The 21,853-nt window shown below is 45.6% G+C and carries 21 protein-coding genes; 10 read left to right on the forward strand and 11 right to left on the reverse strand.

Translation table 11 applies throughout. From position 1 onward, the window contains the following. Window positions 1-59 precede the first annotated feature (59 nt). Window positions 60-1,139 (forward strand): trypsin-like peptidase domain-containing protein, encoded by a 1,080-nt coding sequence (locus tag CSH92_RS02680; protein ID WP_100656048.1) that lies wholly within the window; start codon window positions 60-62, stop codon window positions 1,137-1,139. Here the strand turns inward: CSH92_RS02680 and CSH92_RS02685 are convergent. Further along, window positions 1,122-2,108, reverse strand: coding sequence for a phosphotransferase (locus CSH92_RS02685; protein ID WP_100656049.1), 987 nt, complete (start codon window positions 2,106-2,108; stop codon window positions 1,122-1,124). The genes CSH92_RS02680 and CSH92_RS02685 overlap by 18 nt on opposite strands. A gap of 99 nt (window positions 2,109-2,207) precedes the next feature. Here CSH92_RS02685 and CSH92_RS02690 point away from each other — a divergent pair, with 99 nt between their 5' ends. Further along, on the forward strand, window positions 2,208-4,235 hold the full coding sequence (locus tag CSH92_RS02690; protein ID WP_100656050.1) for an NADPH-dependent 2,4-dienoyl-CoA reductase: 2,028 nt from the start codon (window positions 2,208-2,210) through the stop codon (window positions 4,233-4,235). A 19-nt stretch (window positions 4,236-4,254) separates the two neighbouring features. Here the strand turns inward: CSH92_RS02690 and CSH92_RS02695 are convergent, their stop codons facing one another. Both CSH92_RS02695 and typA read right to left on the reverse strand, forming a co-directional pair. After that, window positions 4,255-4,521 carry a SemiSWEET transporter gene (locus tag CSH92_RS02695; RefSeq protein WP_100656051.1) on the reverse strand — a complete coding sequence of 89 codons (267 nt, stop codon included), beginning with the start codon at window positions 4,519-4,521 and terminating at the stop codon, window positions 4,255-4,257. 242 nt (window positions 4,522-4,763) lie between these two features. Then, the gene (gene typA / locus CSH92_RS02700; protein WP_100656052.1) at window positions 4,764-6,599 is read right to left on the reverse strand and encodes a translational GTPase TypA; all 1,836 of its coding nucleotides are present in this window, start codon (window positions 6,597-6,599) and stop codon (window positions 4,764-4,766) included. Between the two features lie 460 nt (window positions 6,600-7,059). Between typA and glnA the strand changes: the two genes are divergently transcribed. From glnA to mgtE, 5 genes are all read left to right on the forward strand, one after another. Continuing rightward, window positions 7,060-8,469, forward strand: a complete 1,410-nt coding sequence (gene glnA / locus CSH92_RS02705) for a glutamate--ammonia ligase (protein WP_100656053.1) — start codon at window positions 7,060-7,062, stop codon at window positions 8,467-8,469. Between the two features lie 76 nt (window positions 8,470-8,545). Next, on the forward strand, window positions 8,546-9,061 hold the full coding sequence (locus CSH92_RS02710; protein WP_100656054.1) for a DUF4124 domain-containing protein: 516 nt from the start codon (window positions 8,546-8,548) through the stop codon (window positions 9,059-9,061). A 146-nt stretch (window positions 9,062-9,207) separates the two neighbouring features. After that, a complete protein-coding gene (gene glnL, locus CSH92_RS02715) occupies window positions 9,208-10,293 on the forward strand; it encodes a nitrogen regulation protein NR(II) (RefSeq protein ID WP_100656055.1) in 1,086 nt (361 codons plus the stop codon). A gap of 24 nt (window positions 10,294-10,317) precedes the next feature. Continuing rightward, on the forward strand, window positions 10,318-11,721 hold the full coding sequence (gene glnG / locus CSH92_RS02720) for a nitrogen regulation protein NR(I) (RefSeq protein ID WP_100656056.1): 1,404 nt from the start codon (window positions 10,318-10,320) through the stop codon (window positions 11,719-11,721). Window positions 11,722-11,958: 237 nt separating this feature from the next. Continuing rightward, on the forward strand, window positions 11,959-13,317 hold the full coding sequence (gene mgtE / locus CSH92_RS02725) for a magnesium transporter (protein ID WP_100656057.1): 1,359 nt from the start codon (window positions 11,959-11,961) through the stop codon (window positions 13,315-13,317). A gap of 97 nt (window positions 13,318-13,414) precedes the next feature. Here mgtE and CSH92_RS02730 read toward each other — a convergent pair whose 3' ends face one another. The 8 genes from CSH92_RS02730 to rplM all read right to left on the reverse strand — a co-directional run bounded on the left by CSH92_RS02730 (window position 13,415) and on the right by rplM (window position 19,552). Continuing rightward, window positions 13,415-14,569 (reverse strand): GGDEF domain-containing protein, encoded by a 1,155-nt coding sequence (locus tag CSH92_RS02730; RefSeq protein ID WP_100656058.1) that lies wholly within the window; start codon window positions 14,567-14,569, stop codon window positions 13,415-13,417. Between the two features lie 18 nt (window positions 14,570-14,587). Beyond that, window positions 14,588-14,998 (reverse strand): ClpXP protease specificity-enhancing factor, encoded by a 411-nt coding sequence (locus CSH92_RS02735; RefSeq protein ID WP_100656302.1) that lies wholly within the window; start codon window positions 14,996-14,998, stop codon window positions 14,588-14,590. A gap of 24 nt (window positions 14,999-15,022) precedes the next feature. After that, window positions 15,023-15,655, reverse strand: coding sequence for a stringent starvation protein SspA (sspA, locus tag CSH92_RS02740; RefSeq protein ID WP_100656059.1), 633 nt, complete (start codon window positions 15,653-15,655; stop codon window positions 15,023-15,025). Window positions 15,656-15,774: 119 nt separating this feature from the next. Further along, window positions 15,775-16,509: a cytochrome c1 gene (locus CSH92_RS02745; protein WP_100656060.1), complete on the reverse strand. Its 735-nt coding sequence runs from the start codon at window positions 16,507-16,509 to the stop codon at window positions 15,775-15,777. Beyond that, window positions 16,506-17,771, reverse strand: coding sequence for a cytochrome b (locus tag CSH92_RS02750; protein ID WP_100656061.1), 1,266 nt, complete (start codon window positions 17,769-17,771; stop codon window positions 16,506-16,508). The genes CSH92_RS02745 and CSH92_RS02750 overlap by 4 nt, the downstream gene beginning before the upstream one ends. 1 nt (window position 17,772) lies before the next feature. Then, entirely contained in the window at window positions 17,773-18,405 is a 633-nt protein-coding gene (gene petA, locus CSH92_RS02755) for a ubiquinol-cytochrome c reductase iron-sulfur subunit (RefSeq protein ID WP_100656062.1), read from the reverse strand. 313 nt (window positions 18,406-18,718) lie between these two features. After that, a complete protein-coding gene (gene rpsI / locus CSH92_RS02760; RefSeq protein ID WP_100656063.1) occupies window positions 18,719-19,111 on the reverse strand; it encodes a 30S ribosomal protein S9 in 393 nt (130 codons plus the stop codon). 12 nt (window positions 19,112-19,123) lie between these two features. Further along, complete coding sequence (gene rplM, locus CSH92_RS02765) at window positions 19,124-19,552, reverse strand: 50S ribosomal protein L13 (RefSeq protein WP_100656064.1); 429 nt, start codon at window positions 19,550-19,552, stop codon at window positions 19,124-19,126. Between the two features lie 310 nt (window positions 19,553-19,862). On the opposite strand from rplM, the gene CSH92_RS02770 reads away from it, so the two are divergent. The 3 genes from CSH92_RS02770 to CSH92_RS02780 all read left to right on the forward strand — a co-directional run bounded on the left by CSH92_RS02770 (window position 19,863) and on the right by CSH92_RS02780 (window position 21,812). Beyond that, window positions 19,863-20,681 (forward strand): type 2 periplasmic-binding domain-containing protein, encoded by an 819-nt coding sequence (locus CSH92_RS02770; protein ID WP_124916905.1) that lies wholly within the window; start codon window positions 19,863-19,865, stop codon window positions 20,679-20,681. 144 nt (window positions 20,682-20,825) lie between these two features. Beyond that, complete coding sequence (locus CSH92_RS02775) at window positions 20,826-21,257, forward strand: excinuclease ABC subunit A (protein ID WP_100656066.1); 432 nt, start codon at window positions 20,826-20,828, stop codon at window positions 21,255-21,257. 132 nt (window positions 21,258-21,389) lie between these two features. Further along, on the forward strand, window positions 21,390-21,812 hold the full coding sequence (locus tag CSH92_RS02780) for a hypothetical protein (RefSeq protein ID WP_100656067.1): 423 nt from the start codon (window positions 21,390-21,392) through the stop codon (window positions 21,810-21,812). The last annotated feature ends 41 nt before the right edge of the window (window positions 21,813-21,853 follow it).

Raw genomic sequence — 21,853 nt, forward strand, 5'->3', positions numbered from 1 at the left:
ATTCACAGATTAAGCGGCAGCCCAACCAAAATCATAACTAAGAGAGTTCACTGCCAGTCATGCCGAATTTAACCGCATTTATAACCTTTGTGCTGCGCTCTGTGTTTTTAGGGCTTATTGTTGCAGCGTTACTTTTGGTCTTTATTCCAGATCTGCGCATTGGTGCAGGATTTAATACCGGTTGGTTCAGTGGAAAAGCAGAACCAGTTCAGCGCGCAACTTACTACGATGCATTGAGTGTTTCTGCTCCCGCAGTAGTCAACATCTACAGTGAAAGCATCGAAGTCTCTAACAATTTGTTTAGTCAGCCTCGCTCACGTGAGCGCATCAACTTAGGTTCTGGCGTTATCATGACAGCCAATGGCTACATTTTAACCTGTCATCATGTCGTAGAAAATGCCGATAGCATTATGGTGCGTTTACAAGATAGTCGATTATTAGAAGCCGAAATGGTTGGTTTTGACGTGTTTACTGACCTAGCGGTGCTTAAAGTTAACGCTGATAACCTGCATGTTATTCCACAGTTGGAAAACCCTAAAACCCGCGTTGGCGATGTAGTTATGGCCATCGGAAATCCTTATGACCTGGGGCAAACTATCACTCACGGTATTGTTAGCCGCACTGCAGGTAGAAATGGCTTAGCCAATTACGTTGACTTTATTCAAACTGACGCGGTTTTAAATCAGGGTAATTCAGGTGGTGCTCTAGTCGATAGCAACGGTTTTTTAGTCGGTATCACTAACGCCAGTTTCCTTGTGCGCGATAACCGCCGCCGTGTGCGCAGCGTTGACGGAGTCAACTTTGCGGTTCCCTATGGACTTGCCAAACGCGTGATGGATGAAATTATTGCGAATGGCAAAGTGACACGCGGTGAGCTTGGTTTTGCCGGCAATGAACTTAACAATCGTCCCGGCGTTACGGTTAATGCGTTACGTAGTGGTGGTCCTGCCGAACTGGCAGGGTTACAAGTCGGTGATACCATCATTGCGGTCGATGGGATCGAAGTTGAGAGCGCTGGGAAATTTCTTGATCGAGTAGCAGAAACAGCCCCTGGCACAGTCATGCAACTGGAAGTTGTGCGAGCAGATCAACGTCTCAATCTTCAGGTTGTGGTAGGCGAATTAGGTGTTTCCGGTTGACGCTAGTTGCGCGAGCGCTATTGCTGTCTGTTGAGCCGAGAAATGATTAAGTTTGCGATGACCTGGTGACCATCCTGACAAAAATCGTTCAAAGTCAGCCCACGCGAAGGGTAACAAGTCACGCCACACCTTTTCTAAATGGTCACAATTAAGCTTCGCATTGGATAACCCTTGGCGTAAGCTTCGAAAGTAACATTCAATAGCTTTCGCATAGTACTGTTCAAGTTCTGCGCCATTAAAAACACTACCCAACATATACACAACGTCCTGAATACCCAGGCCCAATCCAACATATTGAAAGTCTACTGCAGCGCACTTCTGTAAATCGGCACGAAAACAAAAATTGGCGACTTTTGCATCACCGTGCAACAGCGTTTTATAAGGGCAATTGGCTAAGCGTTCATCAATCTGAGTAGCCGCAACTTTTAATCTCCCCTCTGGCATTGCCTGCCATTCGTCTTGACGCGTCGCCAGATGCCAATAGCTTCCGCGTTGCCAGACGTGCTCGCAAGGTTGTTGCATAAACGTTGCGTGAAAGTGAGCCAGCCATGTGAGCATAGCACCAACAGCGTCGATATTGGCTTGCTCGACTCGATAGGCATAGCCAGCGGCATCTAAATCCTCTAGCAGCAACCAGCTGCTCTCTCCACATTGTGCGCTAGCGACTAATTCAGCCACTCGACTGAAACCGTTTAACGCTGGCGCATAATACTGATAAAAGTTTTGTTCATTAATGTACGAAGACAACTTACGTCGATGGGAAGTAGTGCTATGCCAACCACGCGGATGACTGCTAACTGCCGGCGGTTGAATAATCTTGGCAATAACACTTAAGGACTGATCACTACTTTGTAAACGAGCGATTTCACCATAACCGCTCCACAAAGATTGAATTGTGACGGTTTTGGTAAAACATTGAGTAGGATAATGCTGCTTTAGAGCGGCAAATAAGGGTTGATAATCGATCATTGAGCAAAATACAGACTAATTAATCCGCAACAACTAACATCACTTGCATAATGTGTAACGGGTTAATACTCTTTGAGTATGAACAAATAGGGCAACCATATGACAACCGAAAGCGCTTTTCCACATTTATTGGCACCTCTGGATCTTGGCTTTACTACTCTCAAAAATCGCACCTTGATGGGCTCGATGCACTTGGGACTGGAAGAAGAAAAAGGTGGCTTTGAAAAGCTTGCCGCGTTTTATGCAGCTCGTGCTAAAGGTGGTGCAGGTTTAATCGTTACGGGTGGGATCAGTCCCAACATCGCAGGCTGGGTGGCACCATTTGCTGGACGCATGAGCAGCCGCAGACATGCCAAAAAGCATCGCGTGATAACCGAAGCAGTACATAAAGAAGGCGGTAAAATCTGCATGCAAATTCTGCATTCTGGGCGCTACGGCTATCACCCCTTCGCTGTATCTGCCAGTCCGATTAAAGCGCCAATTTCGCCTTTTAAGCCTCGCGCGTTGTCGAGCCGCGGTGTTAAGAGCACCATCAAAGATTACGTTAACTGCGCGTATTACGCTCAAATGGCTGGCTATGATGGTGTCGAAGTGATGGGCTCAGAGGGCTACTTGATTAACCAGTTCTTCTGTCAACGTACCAACCATCGAGATGATGAATGGGGCGGAAGCCTTGAAAACAGAGCTCGTTTGGCGGTAGAGATTGTGCGCCAAACACGCGAAAAAGTCGGGGATAACTTTATCATTATTTATCGCCTGTCGATGTTAGATTTGGTTGAAGGTGGTGCACCGTGGGAAGAAGTTGTGTACCTAGCCAAAGCGATTGAGCAGGCCGGTGCAACACTTATTAATACAGGCATCGGCTGGCACGAAGCGCGTGTACCAACTATTGTTACTTCTGTTCCAAGAGCAGCATTTACGTGGATTACGCAGCGCATGAAGCAAGAGGTGTCGATCCCTTTGATCACAACAAACCGCATCAACATGCCTGAAGTTGCTGAACAAGTACTCGCCGAAGGACATGCTGACATGGTCTCAATGGCGCGACCATTCCTTGCGGACCCTGATTTCGTTGTTAAAGCCGAGCGTAATGAATCCGATCTGATTAATACCTGTATAGCCTGCAATCAGGCGTGCTTGGATCATGCATTTGAGCAGAAGCGCGCAAGTTGCTTAGTAAATCCCCAAGCCTGTTATGAAACCGAGCTGATTTTTAAAGCTGTTGCGCAGCCGAAGTCTATCGCAGTAATTGGCGCTGGGCCGGCAGGGTTAGCGTTCGCAACTTACGCGGCGGAGCGCGGCCACGATGTACATTTGTTTGATCAAGCGGAACAAATTGGTGGGCAATTTAATTATGCTAAACAAATTCCTGGTAAAGAGGAGTTTTATGAGACCTTGCGATTCTTCCAACGCCGTATAGAAACCACAGGTGTTACCTTGCACCTCAATACTCGTGTGGAAGCGCAGTTACTTAAAGATAAAGGTTTTGAGCATGTGGTTATGGCCACCGGGATAAAGCCACGCCAACTCAATATTCCGGGTATCGATCACCCTTCAGTGATGAGTTACTTAGACGTGTTACGTGATCATAAGCCGGTGGGTAAGCGCGTAGCAATTATTGGGGCTGGGGGCATCGGCTTCGATGTTGCTGAGTACTTGGTGGAAAATGAAAATTTGACCACGGATCTTAACAAGTGGATGTCACATTGGGGCGTTGATAAAGACTATGCGCAACCGGGCGCGCTAAAACCCGCTGAATTACCGGCTCCAGAACGCGAAGTCTACCTTCTTCAGCGCAAAACTAGCAAGGTGGGCAAAGGCTTGGGTAAAACCTCGGGTTGGGTGCATCGCGCGTCGCTGACCAATCACAAAGTGCAAATGATCAATAGTGTCAGTTACGATAAAGTTGACGACGCCGGATTACACATAAGTATAGGAGATAAACCACGGGTACTCGCCGTTGACTCGATCATCATCTGTGCAGGTCAAGAGCCATTACGTGAATTGCAAGACAGCTTGACGAGTGCGGGGATGCAAGTACATATCATTGGTGGTGCAGATGTAGCGGCTGAGCTCGATGCGAAGCGCGCGATCCGCCAAGGAGCAGAGCTGGCAGCGAGTATTTAATAGAATTTGCAGCGTGCGCTCATGCGCGCGCCTGCGCGCGATGGTAGATTTTCATCGAGAGAATGATTAAGGCAAAAAACAATGTGATCGTATTGGCGATGATCATTGGCCCATCGCTTAACACAATGCCATAAATCAACCACATCAAAACCCCAAAAGAAAAAATCGAGTACATTGATAGCGATAAAGACGCAGTATCCTGTGTTTTAATAACTTTTATCGCTTGCGGTAAAAACGACATGCTGGTGCAAATTGCTGCAATGTAACCGATGATTTGTAGTTCCATGGTTGTCTCGAATAAATCTTGCCGAATAACTTAAGAATGGTCCAAGCGTATTCTTTCTCAACGGCGATTGTAAACTAAATAGATAAGCGCTAGCGCAAAAAGTGCTCGTCGTCGTGACTTGCTAACTTATGCGATCCACAGTGCGTAGTCCGATTAGCCTATTCATCACTAAATTGTAGCAATAAAAAAACCGCTGATTGACCCCAACCAGCGGCTTTATTTACGTCCAAAGCGAAATCATCTTAGGCTTTGTCTTTGCTCCGACTCGCACGCTTACGATCGTTTTCAGTCAATAGCTTCTTACGGATACGAATGCTCTCTGGCGTAACTTCAACCAATTCGTCATCATCAATAAACTCAAGCGCCTGCTCAAGTGTCATTTTAATTGGCGGTACTAGCGTTTGCGCTTCATCTGTACCAGCGGCACGCACGTTGGTTAGCTGTTTACCTTTCAACGCATTAACGGTTAAATCGTTATCGCGGCTATGAATACCAATGATCATGCCTTCATAGACTTCAACACCGTGACCAATGAATAGGCGACCACGTTCTTGCAGGTTGAACAATGCGTTAGTTAACGCCTTGCCGGGAGCATTGGCAATCAATACCCCATTCTTGCGTTGACCTATATTGCCGCCTTTATGTGGACCATAATGATCGAATGTGTGGTAAAGCAAGCCTGAACCTGACGTGAGCGTCATAAACTCAGTTTGGAAACCTATTAATCCTCGACTCGGAATAACAAAGTCAAGACGCACGCGACCTTTGCCATCAGGAGACATGTCTTTGAGCTCTGCTTTACGCATGCCCAATTGTTCCATGATCGAACCTTGGTGCTGCTCTTCACAGTCGATGGTTAGTGTTTCATAAGGTTCATGCACCTCACCATCAACATCGCGTAAAATAACTTCTGGGCGAGAAACAGCGAGTTCATAGCCTTCGCGGCGCATATTTTCGATTAGGATACCTAAGTGCAATTCTCCACGCCCTGACACGCGGAATTTATCCGGATCAGAGGTTTCTTCTACGCGCAATGCAACGTTGTGCACAAGCTCTGCATGCAAGCGTTCCAAAATGTTACGTGACGTCACGTATTTACCTTCTTTACCCGCAAACGGTGACGTGTTGACCTGGAATGTCATGGTAACTGTGGGTTCATCAACCGACAATGGTGGCAACGCTTCAACGGTATTAATGTCACATACCGTATCTGAAATTTTCAATTCACCAAGGCCCGTGATCGCAATGATATCGCCGGCAGAAGCTGATTCAACTTCGTGACGCTCAAGGCCTAAATAGCCAAGGACTTGACCCACTTTACCATTGCGTTTTTTGCCGTCAGCACCAACGATCGTGACTTGTTGGTTTGACTTCACCGTACCACGGGTAACACGCCCTACCCCAATAACACCGACATAACTGTTATAGTCGAGTTGTGAGATTTGCATCTGCAAGGCACCTTCCGGATCAGCATTAGGTGCCTCTACTTTCTCGACGATAGTCTCAAACAACGCAGTCATATCAGTGGCTGGTTCGTCTGCGTCCATTGACGCCCAACCATTTAGTGCAGACGCGTATACCACTTGGAAATCTAACTGTTCGTCAGTAGCGCCTAGGTTATCAAACAAATCAAACACTTGGTCCATTACCCAGTCTGGGCGCGCGCCTGGCTTATCGATTTTGTTAATAACCACGATCGGCTTTAACCCCTGAGCAAAGGCTTTTTGGGTTACGAAGCGCGTTTGCGGCATAGGCCCTTCTTGCGCGTCAACAAGCAACAATACACTGTCAGCCATTGACATTACCCGTTCAACTTCACCACCAAAGTCGGCGTGTCCAGGAGTATCAACGATATTGATGCGGTAATCGTTCCAGTTGATTGCCGTATTCTTCGCCAGGATCGTGATCCCACGCTCCTTCTCAATATCATTGGAGTCCATTACACGTTCTTGCGCTTCACCACGACCTTCCAAGGTTCCGGATTGCTGGAGAAGTTTATCAACCAAAGTCGTTTTACCGTGGTCAACGTGGGCAATAATCGCAATATTGCGTAATTTGCTAATGTCAGTCTTGTTCATTACCTAAATGCCAAAAAAAGGGCTGAAAAACACCTTACTGGTAGCCTCGCCAAACGCAATGGTTGTGCCAGTAAGTTAAAGAGCGCGGATTGTACAGATTTCTGCGCAATATTGCGATGAAGATTTAGTCAACCGAGCAATTTTTTATGGCTTAGCTTATTAAAGCTGTGCTAGGGCACTGCGAGTGTAGAGAGAATAAAGATTAATCCGAATAATGTTTTACACATCTTCCAATTAGCGACTATGCTAGGACACTGGAACGAACAGCATAACAGACGCCCAATTGCACCACCCTGGTGCACAGCGGCACTACAATGGTGCTTTTTGACGTGGCACTGCAATTAAATAAATGTAGCAATGCGGCTTAGAACAGCCATTATGTCATGGCATGAATATCGCAGTGCGAATAAACAACGTGTTTTGTACTTTATAAATTAACGCCTATAACCTGGAGGACACCATGTCAGTAGCAAAGGCCTTAGAATTAATTAAAGAAAGCGAAGCGAAATTTGTTGATTTGCGCTTTACCGACACTAAAGGTAAAGAGCAGCACGTTTCGATCCCTACCCATCAAATCGACGAAGAATTTTTTGAAGAAGGTAAAATGTTTGATGGCTCTTCAATCGCTGGGTGGAAAGGCATTAACGAATCAGACATGATCCTAATGCCAGACCCTACCAGTGCAGTTTTAGACCCATTTGCTGAAGAAACCCAAGTTAACATACGCTGTGACATTTTAGAGCCTTCAACAATGCAAGGTTATGAGCGTGATCCACGTTCAGTGGCACGCCGTGCAGAAGAATACCTGAAGTCTACGGGAATCGGTGACGCAGCATTCTTCGGCCCAGAGCCAGAGTTTTTCTTGTTTGATGACGTGAAATTTCATACAGATATGGCGGGCTCGTTTTACAAAATTGATTCAGAAGAAGCGAAGTGGAACTCAGGTGCCGATTTTGAAGGTGGTAACCTTGCTCACCGTCCAGGCGTAAAGGGTGGTTACTTCCCTGTTCCTCCAGTCGATTCTGCGCATGATTCACGTGCTGCAATGTGTTTAGTTATGGAAGAAATGGGCTTAGTTGTTGAAGCGCATCACCATGAAGTAGCAACTGCTGGACAAAATGAAATTGCATGCCAATTCAACACATTGGTTACTAAGGCAGACGAAATTCAAGTTTACAAGTATGTTATTCATAACGTTGCTAATGCATACGGGCAAACTGCGACATTCATGCCGAAGCCATTAGTGGGTGATAATGGTTCTGGTATGCACTGCCACCAATCAATCAGCAAAGATGGTAAGAACATCTTTGCCGGTGATAAATATGCAGGCTTATCTGATGAAGCATTGTACTACATTGGCGGAATCATCAAGCACGCGCGTGCCATTAACGCATTTACCAATGCTTCAACCAACTCTTACAAGCGTCTAGTGCCTGGTTTCGAAGCACCGGTTATGTTGGCTTACTCTGCACGTAACCGCTCGGCGTCTATTCGTATTCCTTATGTAACTAGCGATAAAGCTCGTCGTATTGAAGTACGCTTCCCTGACCCAACGGCCAACCCATACCTTGGATTTACCGCGATGCTGATGGCTGGTCTTGACGGTATTAAGAACAAGATCCACCCTGGTGATTCTATGGATAAGGACTTGTACGACTTACCACCTGAAGAAGCGGCAGAAATCCCAACGGTGGCAAGTTCACTAGAGCAAGCTCTGGAAGCGTTAGACAATGACCGTGACTTCTTGAAAGCCGGCGGCGTAATGACTGATGATATGATCGACGCATATATTGAGCTAAAGGCTGCGGAAGTAGAAACGTTGAACATGACAACTCACCCAGTTGAGTTTGATATGTACTACAGCGTGTAATACTTATTGATTGATATACCTAGCCCGCCGCGTGCGGGCTTTTTTATTTTTGTAAATCGCTCTACACTTAAGCGTGATGAATAAGACATTGATTTGCATTTTAACCGCAGTGTTATCTTTTAGTTCCTTAGCACAAACGGTGTATAAAGTGGTCGCTGCCGATGGCACCGTTACCTATACTGACCAACCTGTGCCGGGCAGCACTCCAGTGCGCCTGAATAAAGTGAACACCAGTGCCCCTTTAGCGAAACCCTCGCCGGCATCACCTGCAAAACCTGCACAGGACAGTCAAATCGACTACCAGCTAAAAATAACGACACCAGAGGACAAGGCTACTTTGCGTGATAACAATGGTCAGTTATCGATAGCTGCACAGCTAACCCCTACTACTCCTGGCATCTATCAACTGATGTTTGATGGCAACATGGTGGGTGAAAGCCCCTCGGGTTTGTTTGAGTTATCTGGCGTAGTGCGTGGACAACATAGATTTAAAGTTCAATTCGTTGACAATAAAGGCAAGGTCCTTGCATCGTCCCCTTCGCAAACCCTGTTCATGCATCAGGCGTCTGCACTTATCAATCCAAAGCAATAGTAAACCTGGCGTAACATCAGCACAGGATTGGGGCGAAAGCCTTATTTAAGTGCGTTGTATAACTACTCGAGTTTCAGTTGTGCACCCTTGGATTGCAAGCTAAACTGCCATTGCACCATTTTTGTGCAAGCAACCGGTGAGCAGATGTGAATTTCGAAGCGAATAAGTTGTTAGACAATCTGAATACTGCTGTCGTCATTATAGATGATGAATTCACTATTCAATTTTGTAACTTCGCGGCACAAAAGCTGTTTGAAAGAAGTTTGAATCAATTGGATGGTAGCGATTTGCGCGATTATTTCTTAAATCGCGCTATCGATGAAAGTCGCTTGCTGCGTGCCTTAACTGAAAGCGAAGAATTCACTGAGAATGAGATCCAGCTCTGCTTTCGCGATCAGCGCTATGTACTCGCCGATATCACAGTGACCGGTATTTCAGCACAAGATAAGGCTTACCTGATGTTTGAAGTGCGCCAGATCGATAAGCAAAAACGCATTTCACAAGAAACCCAACAGCATGCTCAGCAGCATGCGGCGCGTGAGCTTATCCGCGGGCTGGCCCACGAGATTAAAAATCCGCTAGGCGGTATTCGTGGAGCAGCACAATTGCTTAGCCGTTCATTAAACAACCCAGAACACACTGAATTCACAGCCATGATCATCGAGCAAGCTGATCGACTACGTAGTTTGGTAGATCGTTTATTGGGTCCAAACACTCTGCCACGCTTACATGAGTGTAATCTGCATCAATCCATTGAACGTGTCAGAACATTGGTTTGCGCAGATGAAGTCTACTCCGCACGACTCATTCGGGACTATGACCCTAGCATTCCAGACCTGTTGATTGATCCGCACATGATCGAGCAAGCGTTGTTGAATATTGTTAGAAACGCCCAACAAGCGCTGTATGAGTCAGATACGCCAGAGCCAACCATCCACTTGATCACGCGTATCGAAAGGCAGATGACTATCCACGGTGAACGTTACCCATTATGTGCGTTGATCAAGATAATTGATAATGGCCCCGGTGTGCCAGCGCAAGTTCGGGATACGCTGTTTTATCCAATGGTCTCAAGTAAAACGGATGGCAGTGGCCTTGGTTTATCGATTTCGCAAACGTTAATCGATCATCACAAGGGCAAGATTGAGTGCGACAGCCATCGTGGACATACCGAATTTTCTATTTATTTACCGATTGTGACTACTGCTAAGTTGCCATCGGCGGAGCTATGAACAATATGCATAAGGTAACCGATTATGAATGCTGAACCTGTTTGGATCGTCGATGATGACAGTTCCATCCGTTGGGTCCTGCAAAAAGCTCTGCAAGCGGCCCATATCCCCTGCGTATCGTTTGCGAACCCGCAGGATTTGCTACTCCAGCTTGACGTAGCTCAGCCTCCTCAGGTCATCATTTCTGACATTAAAATGCCGGAAATGGACGGTATGACGTTGTTAAATCGTGTACATGATCAATATCCAATGCTACCGGTAATTATCATGACTGCCCATTCTGACCTAGACAGTGCGGTTAATGCCTATCAAAGCGGGGCCTTTGAATACCTGCCCAAACCCTTTGATATTGATGAAGCTATCGCATTGGTGCAAAGAGCATTAATTCATGCCAAAGAAAACAGCCGCACAGAAAACGTTACTGAAGAAAAGCCTGCGTCGGAAATTATCGGCGAAGCCCCTGCAATGCAGGAAGTGTTTAGAGCCATCGGACGACTTTCGCGCTCATCAATAAGTGTCTTGATCAATGGGCAATCAGGTACAGGGAAAGAATTGGTTGCACATGCTTTACATAAGCATTCGCCGCGTGCCATGAGTCCATTTATCGCCTTAAACATGGCGGCAATTCCAGCTGATTTAGTAGAGTCTGAACTTTTTGGACATGAAAAGGGCGCATTTACCGGCGCACAAAATTTACGCCAAGGACGCTTTGAACAAGCCAATGGTGGCACACTGTTTCTGGATGAAATTGGCGACATGCCATTAGACGTTCAAACGCGACTACTACGAGTCCTCGCGGATGGCCAGTTCTATCGAGTGGGCGGCAGAGAACCGATAAAAGTTGATGTTAGGATCATTGCTGCCACACACCAGAATCTGGAGAAACGCGTAACAGAAGGCAAATTCCGCGAAGATTTGTTTCATCGATTGAATGTGATCCGGGTGCATATTCCATCCCTTAAAGAGCGTCGAGAAGATATTCCGCTATTGGCCAAGCATTTTCTCAATCGCGCAGCCAAAGAGTTGGACGTAGAAGCCAAAACGCTTAGCAAGGATGCTGCACGTACGATGAGCGACCTGGCTTGGCCGGGTAATGTTCGGCAGTTAGAAAACGTGTGCCGCTGGCTGACCGTTATGGCTTCAGGTCAAGAAATTCTACCCGCTGATCTGCCACCAGAAATCCATGAAGACATCACGCCACAAACAAGTAGTATTGACAGTTCATGGGATACATTATTGGCCAATTGGGCCGATCAGCAATTGAAGAGTGGTAAAGATAACATTCTCGATGATGCAATGTATGTATTTGAGAAAACTCTGCTACAACGTGCACTGCACTTTACCCATGGGCATAAGCAGGATGCGGCAAAACGACTGGGTTGGGGGCGCAATACCTTAACGCGAAAGCTAAAAGAGCTTGATCTGTAAGTCTGCTAGCGTTGGATTTTCTTGCCTTAGCGGATTCAAATATTGCAATAGAGCTTAATCCAGTAACGCCGTGATTTGGCTTGTCGAAAATGTAAACACATTGCACTCGCTCGAGCTTTTAGCGTACGTGTCTGGGTTTGGAACGTCAGAACTACTCTGATGTTGGAAAATTCATAGTCAATACAAGCTATTATAAGTTACTCTATAGAGGTTTCCTGTTCCTGATAAGCGTAACTAATGGCCGAAGCTTTAGAATCCAATCGCACCCGCGCGCAAATGAAAGAAATTATGCGTGCCCTAGCATCTGGACGCTTTGTTTCAGTGCGCAGAACGTTACATACCCTGCCCGCGTCTGATGTTGCCTTGGTTCTTGAGTCCAGTCCGAAAAAATCCCGCGATGAATTGTGGCAGTTAATCGATAGCGATTTTCACGCTGATGTCATAGAAGAGCTGTCCGAAGAAGTACGTAACGGCATTATCACCCAAATGACCACTACCAATGCAGTTGATGTATTGGGTCAGATGGATACTGACGACTTGGCGGAAACTCTAAGTTCATTACCTGAAGAAGTTTTGGCCTCATTGCTTAAATCAATGGACGCGCAAGATCGACTGCGCGCTGAGCAAGCCTTATCTTACGGTGAAGAAACCGCCGGTTTCATCATGAATACCGATACCATCACGTTGCGTTCTGACGTAACTATTGATGTGGTTTTGCGATATTTACGATTGCGCTCTAAAGTGCCTGAAGATACCGATACATTCTATGTTGTTGACCGTAACGATACGCTCATCGGTAGTTTACCCGTCACCCGCTTATTGATCGAACCAGCAGAAGCTCTGGTTGCTGAAGTCATGGATGATGAGCCTGAAGCAATACCAGTTGATATGCATGATGGTGAAGTTGCAAGCTTATTTGAACGCTACAACTGGCTGTCTGCGCCTGTCGTAGATAGCAAACACCGCTTAGTCGGTCGGATCACCATCGACGACGTGGTTGATATTATTCGTGAGGATGCCGAGCACTCGATGATGAGTATGGCGGGTCTTGACGATGAGGAAGATACCTTTGCACCAGTCCTGCAAAGTACCCGAAGACGCTCAATTTGGCTCGGGGTAAACTTACTAACCGCATTGATGGCGGCTGCTGTGAGTGATTTATTTGAGGCCACGTTAAGTCAACTTGCGGTACTTGCAATCTTAAACACCATCGTACCCAGTATGGGCGGGGTCGCGGGCAATCAAACACTAACTCTCGTTATCCGCGGTATGGCGCTAGGCCATGTCAACTCTGGCAATAGTCGCTCACTGGTCAGTAAAGAATTAGCCATTGGCTTTCTGAATGGCATTATTTGGGCGGTTCTGATTGCCGCGGTAATAGCACTTTGGAAACAGGATTATCAGCTCGGTGTTATTATTGCTTTTGCGATGCTCGCCAATATGATAGCAGCAGCGCTCTCTGGAGCGACACTGCCGATAATTATGAAACGGTTGAAAATAGACCCGGCCCTAGCTGGAAGCGTTATCCTCACTACGATAACTGATGTGGTCGGCATTTTTGCATTTCTAGGCACAGCGACACTGTTTTTAATCTAGCGCGACTACAGTTCAATATGACCGAGCATAGTAGTCGGTACTTGTGATACTACGGCTTGATAACCCCTGAAATTAAATCTTGGTGGGATGCTAGATTTTAATCGGCTAATACAGCTTTATCTCGCCCCATAGCCTTGGCTCGATATAACGCCTTATCAGCACGACTTATCAATTCATTTGGCTCTTCACCCTTGTTATAAACGGCGACTCCAATTGAGATACTGAGCTGATGTTTGTCATTAACAACGGTCGAATTATGCTCAATGTCACTACGCAGAACTGCGCAACGCAAAGTTTCAGCAATCTGCAAAGCTTGCTCGGCTGACGTGTTGGGTAAAACCACGGAGAATTCTTCCCCGCCAAAACGCGCGACTAATTCTCCGGCGCGTCGTGTGTGCTCATTGATCAATTGCGCAATCAAACGTAAACAATCGTCACCCTGCAGATGACCGTAGGTATCGTTGTATTGCTTAAAAGAATCAACATCAATTAGCAGCAATGCTAATGGTGAGCCTGCACGTTGTGCGCGGAGTATTTCTTCTTGTAAAGCCTCATCAAAATAACGGCGATTGGCTAAACCGGTCAAACCATCCTTTCGTGATAAAGCAAGTAGCTTTTCTTCTGCGCGTTTACGGATTTCTATTTGCTCTTTTAATTGTGCATTTAAGCTAAACGCCTCTAGGATAGAACGGTTAACTGGTAACATCGTACGCAAAATAACTGCACCGTATAACAGCATACACACCGCCAAGGCATAACTAAGACTGTCACCAGCGAGTAAGAAATAACCAAAAGCAGGAAGAAACACGGGTAAAAAGAATGCCATCATGGCGCGCCAATCTGATGCATAGCCAACTAATGCTGTTGCACTCAAGCCTATTGCAAGTAGAGCCACCAATGCAGACACAATGGGATCATTCGCGGTTAATAAATGGCACCACGCAATTCCGTACAATATGCCTTGGGTCGCACTCGCCAGGATAAACCGATTATGCAGTCGTGCCAGTACTTTTGGATCGCAAGTGTCTTTATACCTGCGGTAATAGAAATAAAGCGGTATGCGCACAACAGAAAGCCCGCACACCGCAAAAAACCATTGCATTGCATACGCAAGCTCAACAGACGAACGGAATAGGTAAGTGATCAGAAGAGCTGCAAGAGGGTGAGAGATTATGAGCGTAAAAGAATGCGCATAGATACTATCAACTTGCTTCCTTTTTAGCTTCACGTTTAATCCCTTAACTACTTCCATGTAATGTCCTTAAGGGATTTATTTCACTACACGCAGTGAGGGTTTCGCCTTAGCTTTTTTAGTAGCTGGTGTTTTTTCAGGTTCTGTTGGAGTCGCAGTGGTAGGCTCGCTAGCGAGTTCAGATTCAGTTGTGAACACCGTACCAGCGCCATTTTCTCGTGCATAAATCGCTAGTACTGCATGACTTGGAATAAAGATACGGTGAGGTTGGCCACTGAAACGAGCCTGAAAACTCAGGCTCTCATAATCCATCGTAAAATGCACACACGCAGATGGAGAAATGTTCAACACGATTTGCCCATCCCTGACAAATTGCTGAGGTACTTCAACACCTGTCGCATTCGCATTCACCACGATGTAAGGTGTAAGGTCATTATCCACAATCCAATCAAAGAAGGCCTTTAACAGATAGGGTTGGTTTGAAGTCATTGCAATTTGGTCAGTCATTGGCACTTATAATGGATTGTGGATTTCACGCTCTTGGTCGGTCAATGAAGCTTTGAAAGAACTACGCCCAAAGATCCGCCCCATATAAGCAAGAATATCTTTACTACCTGCACCTGATAACTCAATCTTCAATGCTGGTAAGCGCCATAGTAATGGTGCCAAATAACAATCGACCAAACTGAATTCTTCAGACATAAAATAAGGTGTTTCAGCGAACAATGGAGCAATACTTAAAATTGCTTCACGCAATTCATTGCGAGCAGTGTCTACATCACCTCGATTATTCATTATAGCGTCTGCAAGTGAATACCAATCTTGCTCAATGCGGTGCATCATTAAGCGGCTTTGGCCACGTGAAACGGGGTAAACTGGCATAAGCGGTGGATGTGGGAAACGCTCATCAAGATATTCCATGATGATATGCGACTTATACAACACAAGTTCGCGATCCACTAAGGTCGGTACAGTGCCATAAGGATTTAAATCAATTAGGTCTTCTGGCAAATTGGTTGGGTCAGTATAACTGATCTCAACACCTACACCTTTTTCTGCTAAAACGATTCTGACTTGATGACTGTAGATATCCAAAGTATCTGAAAACAAAGTCATAATTGACCGTTTATTTGTGGCAACTGCCATTTACGTTCCTCCGCATTACGCAGTTATTGCAATCGCCAAAAAACGATCGCATATATTCATTCGTCAAAAAAGGGCGCGAGTGCGCCCTCAATCAAAGCATTATACCTTAAGTTGTACGTTTAGTGCACGTCGCGCCAGTATTCTTTCTTCAGCAATAATGCGAATACAAAGAAGACAACGATAAACACCAATACCCATTTACCAATAGCTTCTGACTTAAGCCGTGCAGGTTCACCGGTGTACTGAAGGAAATTAACCAAATCAAGCATCGCTTGGTCATATTCATCTGCAGATAACATGCCGTCACCATCAGATTTTAAACCTGCGTAACGCTCGACCATTTCACCATCTACCATTACAGTTTCGTAGTGTTCACGCGGAGTCCCTTGCAGCTCTTGCAGTACATGCGGCATACCAACATCAGGAAACACCTTGTTGTTTACGCCAAAGGTTTTATTTTCATCTACATAAAAGGTACGTAGGTAGGTGTACAGCCAATCAGCACCCCGTACACGCGCCACCAATGTCAAATCAGGAGGTGGTGCACCAAACCAGGTCGCAGCATACTCTGCCGGCATTGGCGTAGTGATATAATCCGAAACCTTTTCGCCTGTGAACTGCAAATACTTTTGACCTAATTCATCAGGAATACCAAGGTCATTAAAAGTACGCTGATAGCGTTGATACTGCATTTGGTGACAACCTAAGCAGTAATTCATAAAGATCTTGGCGCCGTTTTGTAACGAGGCCTTATCCGTCAAATCATAGTCTGCGTGATCGAGCGGATAAGTACTACCTGCAGCCCATACCAAAGAGGGCAAGGTTAGAAGTGCCGCTATTATAATTCTTCTCATCGTGGGATCCTCGCGGGTACAGGCTTGGTTCCTTCGTTTTTACTGTATATAAACAGCAACACGAAAAAGCCAAAATACATAATCGTTGCAAACTGTGACGCTACAATCTTCCAGTTTTCTTGTGGCGTACCGCCCAGGTAACCCAAGAATACGAAAACCGCAGCAAACATTAACAAGTTAACCTTGTGCAAGCCACTACGATAGCGCCATGAGCGCACGCGCCCGCGATCAATCCATGGCAATGCAAATAAAGCAGCAATCGCTGCAAACATAAAGATGACCCCGAAGAGCTTATCCGGGACAGCTTTTAGAATTGCGTAGAACGGTGTGAAATACCAAACAGGGAAAATATGCTCTGGCGTTTTTAGTGGGTTAGCAATTTCAAAGTTGGGCTTTTCTAAGAAGTAACCACCCATCTCCGGCATAAAGAACATGACATAACAGAAGCCAAACAAGAAGACTGCAAAAGCCACCAAGTCCTTCAATACGATGTGCGGGAAGAAGGGCACGACATCGTCAGCAATGTCATATTTGCTGGTGTAATACTCATGAATCTTCCACTTAGTTTTCTCGTCATCAGAAAGCGAGCCTTTCTTGTGCTTAATTGCGACGCCGTCCGGGTTGTTAGAGCCAACCTCGTGCAGTGCAATGATGTGTAAGAACACTAAAATCACGATGACCAATGGTAATGCAATAACATGTAGAGCAAAGAAGCGGTTCAACGTGGCGCCAGAAATTACGTAATCTCCTTGGATCCATACAACTAAGTCTGGACCGATAACGGGAATGGCGCCGAACAGTGATACGATGACCTGAGCCCCCCAGTAGGACATTTGTCCCCAAGGAAGTACATAACCCATAAATGCTTCTGCCATCAGTGCTAAATAAATCAGCATACCAAAGACCCACAGCAACTCGCGTGGCTTTTGATACGAGCCATAAATCATGCCGCGGAACATATGCATGTAGACGACGATGAAGAACGCCGAAGCGCCAGTTGAGTGCATGTAACGAATAAGCCAACCGTAATCGACCTCGCGCATAATATACTCAACCGAAGCGAATGCGCGCTCTGCACTAGGCTCAAAGTTCATGGTTAACCAAATACCAGTGACGATTTGGTTTACTAATACGATCGTGGCAAGAAAACCAAATACGTACCAAAAGTTCATATTACGTGGCGCTGGATACTGGATAGCATGCATGTTCGCCACACGCATCATCGGGATGCGCTCCTCAATCCAATTTAAAAATCCTGACATGTTAAGCGACCTCTGCTTCTGAACCGATGATAACGGTTGTATCGTCAACAAACTGATAAGGCGGTACTACAAGATTTGATGGTGCTGGGACGTTTTGGAAAACACGCCCTGCCATATCAAACTTAGAACCGTGACATGGACAGAAGAAACCGTCAGAAACGCCTTCCGCATATTGCGCCATGGCACCATCTTTAAGGTGCTGTGGTGAACAGCCAAGGTGAGTACAAATACCGACCAAGATAAGATACTCGTCTTTCAATGAACGCCATTGATTCTGAGCAAAGGTCGGTTGTTGTTCTACTTCCGAGTTTGGATCTTTTAATTGATCTTCGTGGGTCGCTAATGCTGCCAAAATCTCTGGCGTTCGACGCACAATCCACACCGGCTTACTACGCCACATAACCCGTACCAACTGCCCTGGCTCAATGCCAGAAATATCAACTTCAACATCTGCACCAGCGGCCTTAGCCTTGGCACTTGGATTCCAAGAAGCAATAAATGGAACAGCTGCTCCAATGACACCTATACCGCCAACTACTGATGTAGCGACTGTTAAAAAGCGTCTACGATTATTAGGTTGTGGTTGACCTTGTGCTTGCGAAGATTCGCTCGCATCAACAGATACATTACTCATCCACGGTTCTCCAGATTTGGACAAATGGCTTCTCGTTTGTGAGAAAGCCGAAAGCGAGTCGTCATGACGATTCGAATGATTATTTTCGATCGGAAATGATAAAAAAAACCCCCGCCAATGACAAGGAAATACAGGCAAAAAACAAGGATTTAGTTGAAATTCACCATTTCCTATGGCCATACAAGGGAAAGGTGAGAATAAATCTCATGTTGCATACCGAAAAAGCTATTTTTCACCCTACCAATTATACATCTCTGCAAAAGGTATAAAAAAACCCGGCATGTGCCGGGTTCTTTGTGCAATCCAATAAAACTTAACGTTTTGAGAATTGTGGTTTCTTACGCGCTTTGTGTAGACCCACTTTCTTACGTTCAACGCGACGTGCATCACGGGTAACGAAGCCAGCTTTACGTAGTGCTGGGCGTAGTGTCTCATCAAACTCCATCAATGCACGAGTGATGCCGTGACGGATAGCGCCAGCTTGACCACTGATACCACCACCGCGAACAGTGATGTAAAGGTCAAACTTTTCAGTCATTTCAACTAGCTCAAGCGGTTGACGAACGACCATGCGAGCAGTCTCACGACCAAAGAACTCGTCTAGAGGACGTTGGTTAACTGTGATGCTACCTGTACCTGGACGCAAGAATACGCGAGCAGTTGAGCTTTTGCGACGACCAGTGCCGTAATATTGAGTATCTGCCATGTGTGTCGCTCCTTAAATATCCAAAACCTGTGGTTGCTGGGCAGCATGATTATGCTCAGAGCCAGCGTACACTTTCATTTTGCGGAACATTGCACGGCCAAGAGGACCTTTAGGCAACATACCCTTAACAGCTTTCTCTAGAACCATTTCTGGCTTCTTATCGATAAGCTTTTCAAAAGTGATGTCTTTCAAACCACCTGGGTAACCAGAGTGCGCATAGTAGACTTTGTCTTTTGCTTTGTTGCCTGTTACAGCAATTTTTTCAGCATTAACAACTACAATGTAATCACCAGTATCAACGTGCGGTGTATACTCTGGCTTATGCTTACCGCGCAAGCGGCGAGCGATTTCAGACGCTAAACGTCCAAGTGTTTTATCAGTGGCATCAACCACGAACCAGTCTCTTTTTACTGTTTCTGGCTTTGCAACAAAAGTTTTCATTATTCGTCACCCGAAAATATAACTGTTACCGATTACCGCAGTAATCTCCCGAAAATCAACGCCTAGGCCCCTTCGAACCTGTTGATTCTTCCACTTTCCCAAAGTGGGCGTAACTGGGCAGGGCGCGAATTATACAGATTTTGACGTAAAAGCGAAGACCCAATCGTAAATTATTCAAAAAATAACCAGCTAGCTTTCAATTTCTAAGCAGTATGATAAGTTTTAGCCTAATCATGTAGTGTCAATGGTCGGCAAAGTGAAATTTAAATTGCATCATTGCAAGCAAGTAACATTCCTTAGGTGCCTTCGTTTGCATCTGGTTTTGTTAGGTTTAATTGGTGCTTTTCCAGTATGTGCTCAAGCGGCAGACAATGAGGTTATTTTCGCCTCACTCTCACAAACTTCACCGACTCAGCGTTATTATATTGAATTATTGCAAATTGCCGTGGAGGAAAGTACTGAAGAATTTGGTGCCGTGACCTTACGGAATTATCCCACTCCGATGGACCAATCCAGACAAATACAACTGTTGCTTGAAGGCGAAGCAGATGTGATGTGGACAATGTCCACACCAGAGCGTGAAAGTGAGCTTCTTGCCGTCAAGTTTCCATTGATTAATGGATTATTAGGTAAGCGTGTATTTTTAATCGCTAAGGGCAGTCAACGCGCCTTTTCAGGCCTAAGTACCCAGCAACTTCGAGCCAAAGTAGCGATTCAGGGCGAAGGTTGGCCGGACACTGATATTCTTCGGCATAATGATTTTACCGTGTCTTCTGTACAGTGGTATGAGTGGCAATTTGGTATCGCGAAGCTACTGCTGACTGGAACCGTTGACTATTTCCCTCGCAGCGTTATTGAAGCTGAAGCCGAACTCGCATTGCCTCACAACAAAGGTCTGGTCATAGAATCTCAACATTTACTCGATTATCCAGCATTTATTTATTACTTCGTAACCCCGTCTAAACCTGACCTTCAGCAGCGACTCTTGGTTGGCTTGCAGAGGGCCGAGAAAAGTGGTCGACTCCAGGCTCATTTTGCCTCATATCCGGGATACCATTCAGCAAATCAGTTACTCCAACAAGAGCGCACGATACACACCTTGCAAAATCCATTCTTCCCAAACCAGTAAGTTACGAACTTTGCCATAAGTATGCGCTAGTAATCGGGACTTTAAAGTGTTTATTTTTTCAACATCTTACACTATGCTAATTCAGCAATTCGCTTATCAAGCGTGAGCAGTTCAAGTTAATCAACTCAATAAAAAGGTTTTACCATGAAAAGGATGTTTTTAGCTCTATTAGCATTTAGTGTTGCATTCAGCACACCAGCATTGGCCCGTGATGATCGTCTTCAGTTCGATCTTGAACCCTTCCTTAGCTCAGAAAAAGCTAAGTCGGCGTTACTTGATGTGCCTTTATATTTTGCCGGGCAAAGCTATCCAGAGGTAAAGAGTTCCTATGGCAATGTGTCGACGAACAAAAAAACTAATGCATTTAACAAGTCTGACCAAGAAGCGTGTGAGTGGGTTATGTTATCAGCCCTGAAACAATTGCAAGAGCGCGCGTTAAGAGAAGGCATGAATGCTGTGGTTAACATCAAGTCGAATTACAAGCACAAAGAATTTGCCAGTAGTGAAAAGTTTGAGTGTGGGGCAGGCAACATAATCGCCGGTGTTGCATTAAAAGCTGACTTAGTAAAAATTTAACCGGTGGGGGTTGCGAAAGCAACCCCTTCTCATATACCGTAAGGTGATGTATTCGAGTACGGCTCGTGATAGGTGGCAGTACTTAATTTAACGGAATAATTTTAAACAACAACACCAAGGAGACGTCACACTATGAATATAAAACCTACTCAATCAAAAATTGCCGTAATACTCACGTTCCTGCTGGCTTTTGGGCTGGCCGGTTGCTCATCGACGGGCAGTTCTTCAGATAAGGCTGAAAGTAACGAAGCGGCCGAGGCTGAAGCTAAAGAGGCGCAAGAAGCACAATCTGAATTAGCTTCCATCCCTGATGATTCGCCTATGAAGCAAGTTGAACTAGGCATGAGTGACACGCGTGTACGGAACATCCTGGGCAATCCAGATGATTCAACATCCTATCAAACAGGCAAAGCGTGGATACCCTTCTATTACGGAACTGATACACATCGCGTTGATTGGCTTTACTTTGGTAAAGGCCGCGTAGTGTTTTCGATCAATCGCTATAGCGGTCAGCATAAAGTGATCCGTGTGTCCTACGAGCCGGATTTAAAATAATCCAAATAACTTGCGCCGCCCCAAATATTTGGGCGGCGCAT

It is taken from the genome of Neoalteromonas flava, assembly GCF_002807685.1.
Lineage (GTDB): Bacteria > Pseudomonadota > Gammaproteobacteria > Enterobacterales > Alteromonadaceae > Alteromonas_E > Alteromonas_E flava.

Excerpts from the sequence above, each read along its gene's own strand:
- typA (WP_100656052.1), bottom strand. The coding sequence starts at position 6,599 with ATGAACAAGACTGACATTAGCAAATTACGCAATATTGCGATTATTGCC.
- CSH92_RS02730 (WP_100656058.1), bottom strand. The coding sequence starts at position 14,569 with ATGGAAGTAGTTAAGGGATTAAACGTGAAGCTAAAAAGGAAGCAAGTT.
- sspA (WP_100656059.1), bottom strand. The coding sequence starts at position 15,655 with ATGGCAGTTGCCACAAATAAACGGTCAATTATGACTTTGTTTTCAGAT.
- CSH92_RS02745 (WP_100656060.1), bottom strand. The coding sequence starts at position 16,509 with ATGAGAAGAATTATAATAGCGGCACTTCTAACCTTGCCCTCTTTGGTA.
- CSH92_RS02685 (WP_100656049.1), bottom strand. The coding sequence starts at position 2,108 with ATGATCGATTATCAACCCTTATTTGCCGCTCTAAAGCAGCATTATCCT.
- CSH92_RS02710 (WP_100656054.1), top strand. The coding sequence starts at position 8,546 with ATGAATAAGACATTGATTTGCATTTTAACCGCAGTGTTATCTTTTAGT.
- CSH92_RS02775 (WP_100656066.1), top strand. The coding sequence starts at position 20,826 with ATGAAAAGGATGTTTTTAGCTCTATTAGCATTTAGTGTTGCATTCAGC.
- rplM (WP_100656064.1), bottom strand. The coding sequence starts at position 19,552 with ATGAAAACTTTTGTTGCAAAGCCAGAAACAGTAAAAAGAGACTGGTTC.
- CSH92_RS02735 (WP_100656302.1), bottom strand. The coding sequence starts at position 14,998 with ATGACTTCAAACCAACCCTATCTGTTAAAGGCCTTCTTTGATTGGATT.
- CSH92_RS02680 (WP_100656048.1), top strand. The coding sequence starts at position 60 with ATGCCGAATTTAACCGCATTTATAACCTTTGTGCTGCGCTCTGTGTTT.
- CSH92_RS02750 (WP_100656061.1), bottom strand. The coding sequence starts at position 17,771 with ATGTCAGGATTTTTAAATTGGATTGAGGAGCGCATCCCGATGATGCGT.
- glnA (WP_100656053.1), top strand. The coding sequence starts at position 7,060 with ATGTCAGTAGCAAAGGCCTTAGAATTAATTAAAGAAAGCGAAGCGAAA.
- CSH92_RS02695 (WP_100656051.1), bottom strand. The coding sequence starts at position 4,521 with ATGGAACTACAAATCATCGGTTACATTGCAGCAATTTGCACCAGCATG.
- glnG (WP_100656056.1), top strand. The coding sequence starts at position 10,318 with ATGAATGCTGAACCTGTTTGGATCGTCGATGATGACAGTTCCATCCGT.
- CSH92_RS02780 (WP_100656067.1), top strand. The coding sequence starts at position 21,390 with ATGAATATAAAACCTACTCAATCAAAAATTGCCGTAATACTCACGTTC.
- petA (WP_100656062.1), bottom strand. The coding sequence starts at position 18,405 with ATGAGTAATGTATCTGTTGATGCGAGCGAATCTTCGCAAGCACAAGGT.
- mgtE (WP_100656057.1), top strand. The coding sequence starts at position 11,959 with ATGGCCGAAGCTTTAGAATCCAATCGCACCCGCGCGCAAATGAAAGAA.
- CSH92_RS02690 (WP_100656050.1), top strand. The coding sequence starts at position 2,208 with ATGACAACCGAAAGCGCTTTTCCACATTTATTGGCACCTCTGGATCTT.
- rpsI (WP_100656063.1), bottom strand. The coding sequence starts at position 19,111 with ATGGCAGATACTCAATATTACGGCACTGGTCGTCGCAAAAGCTCAACT.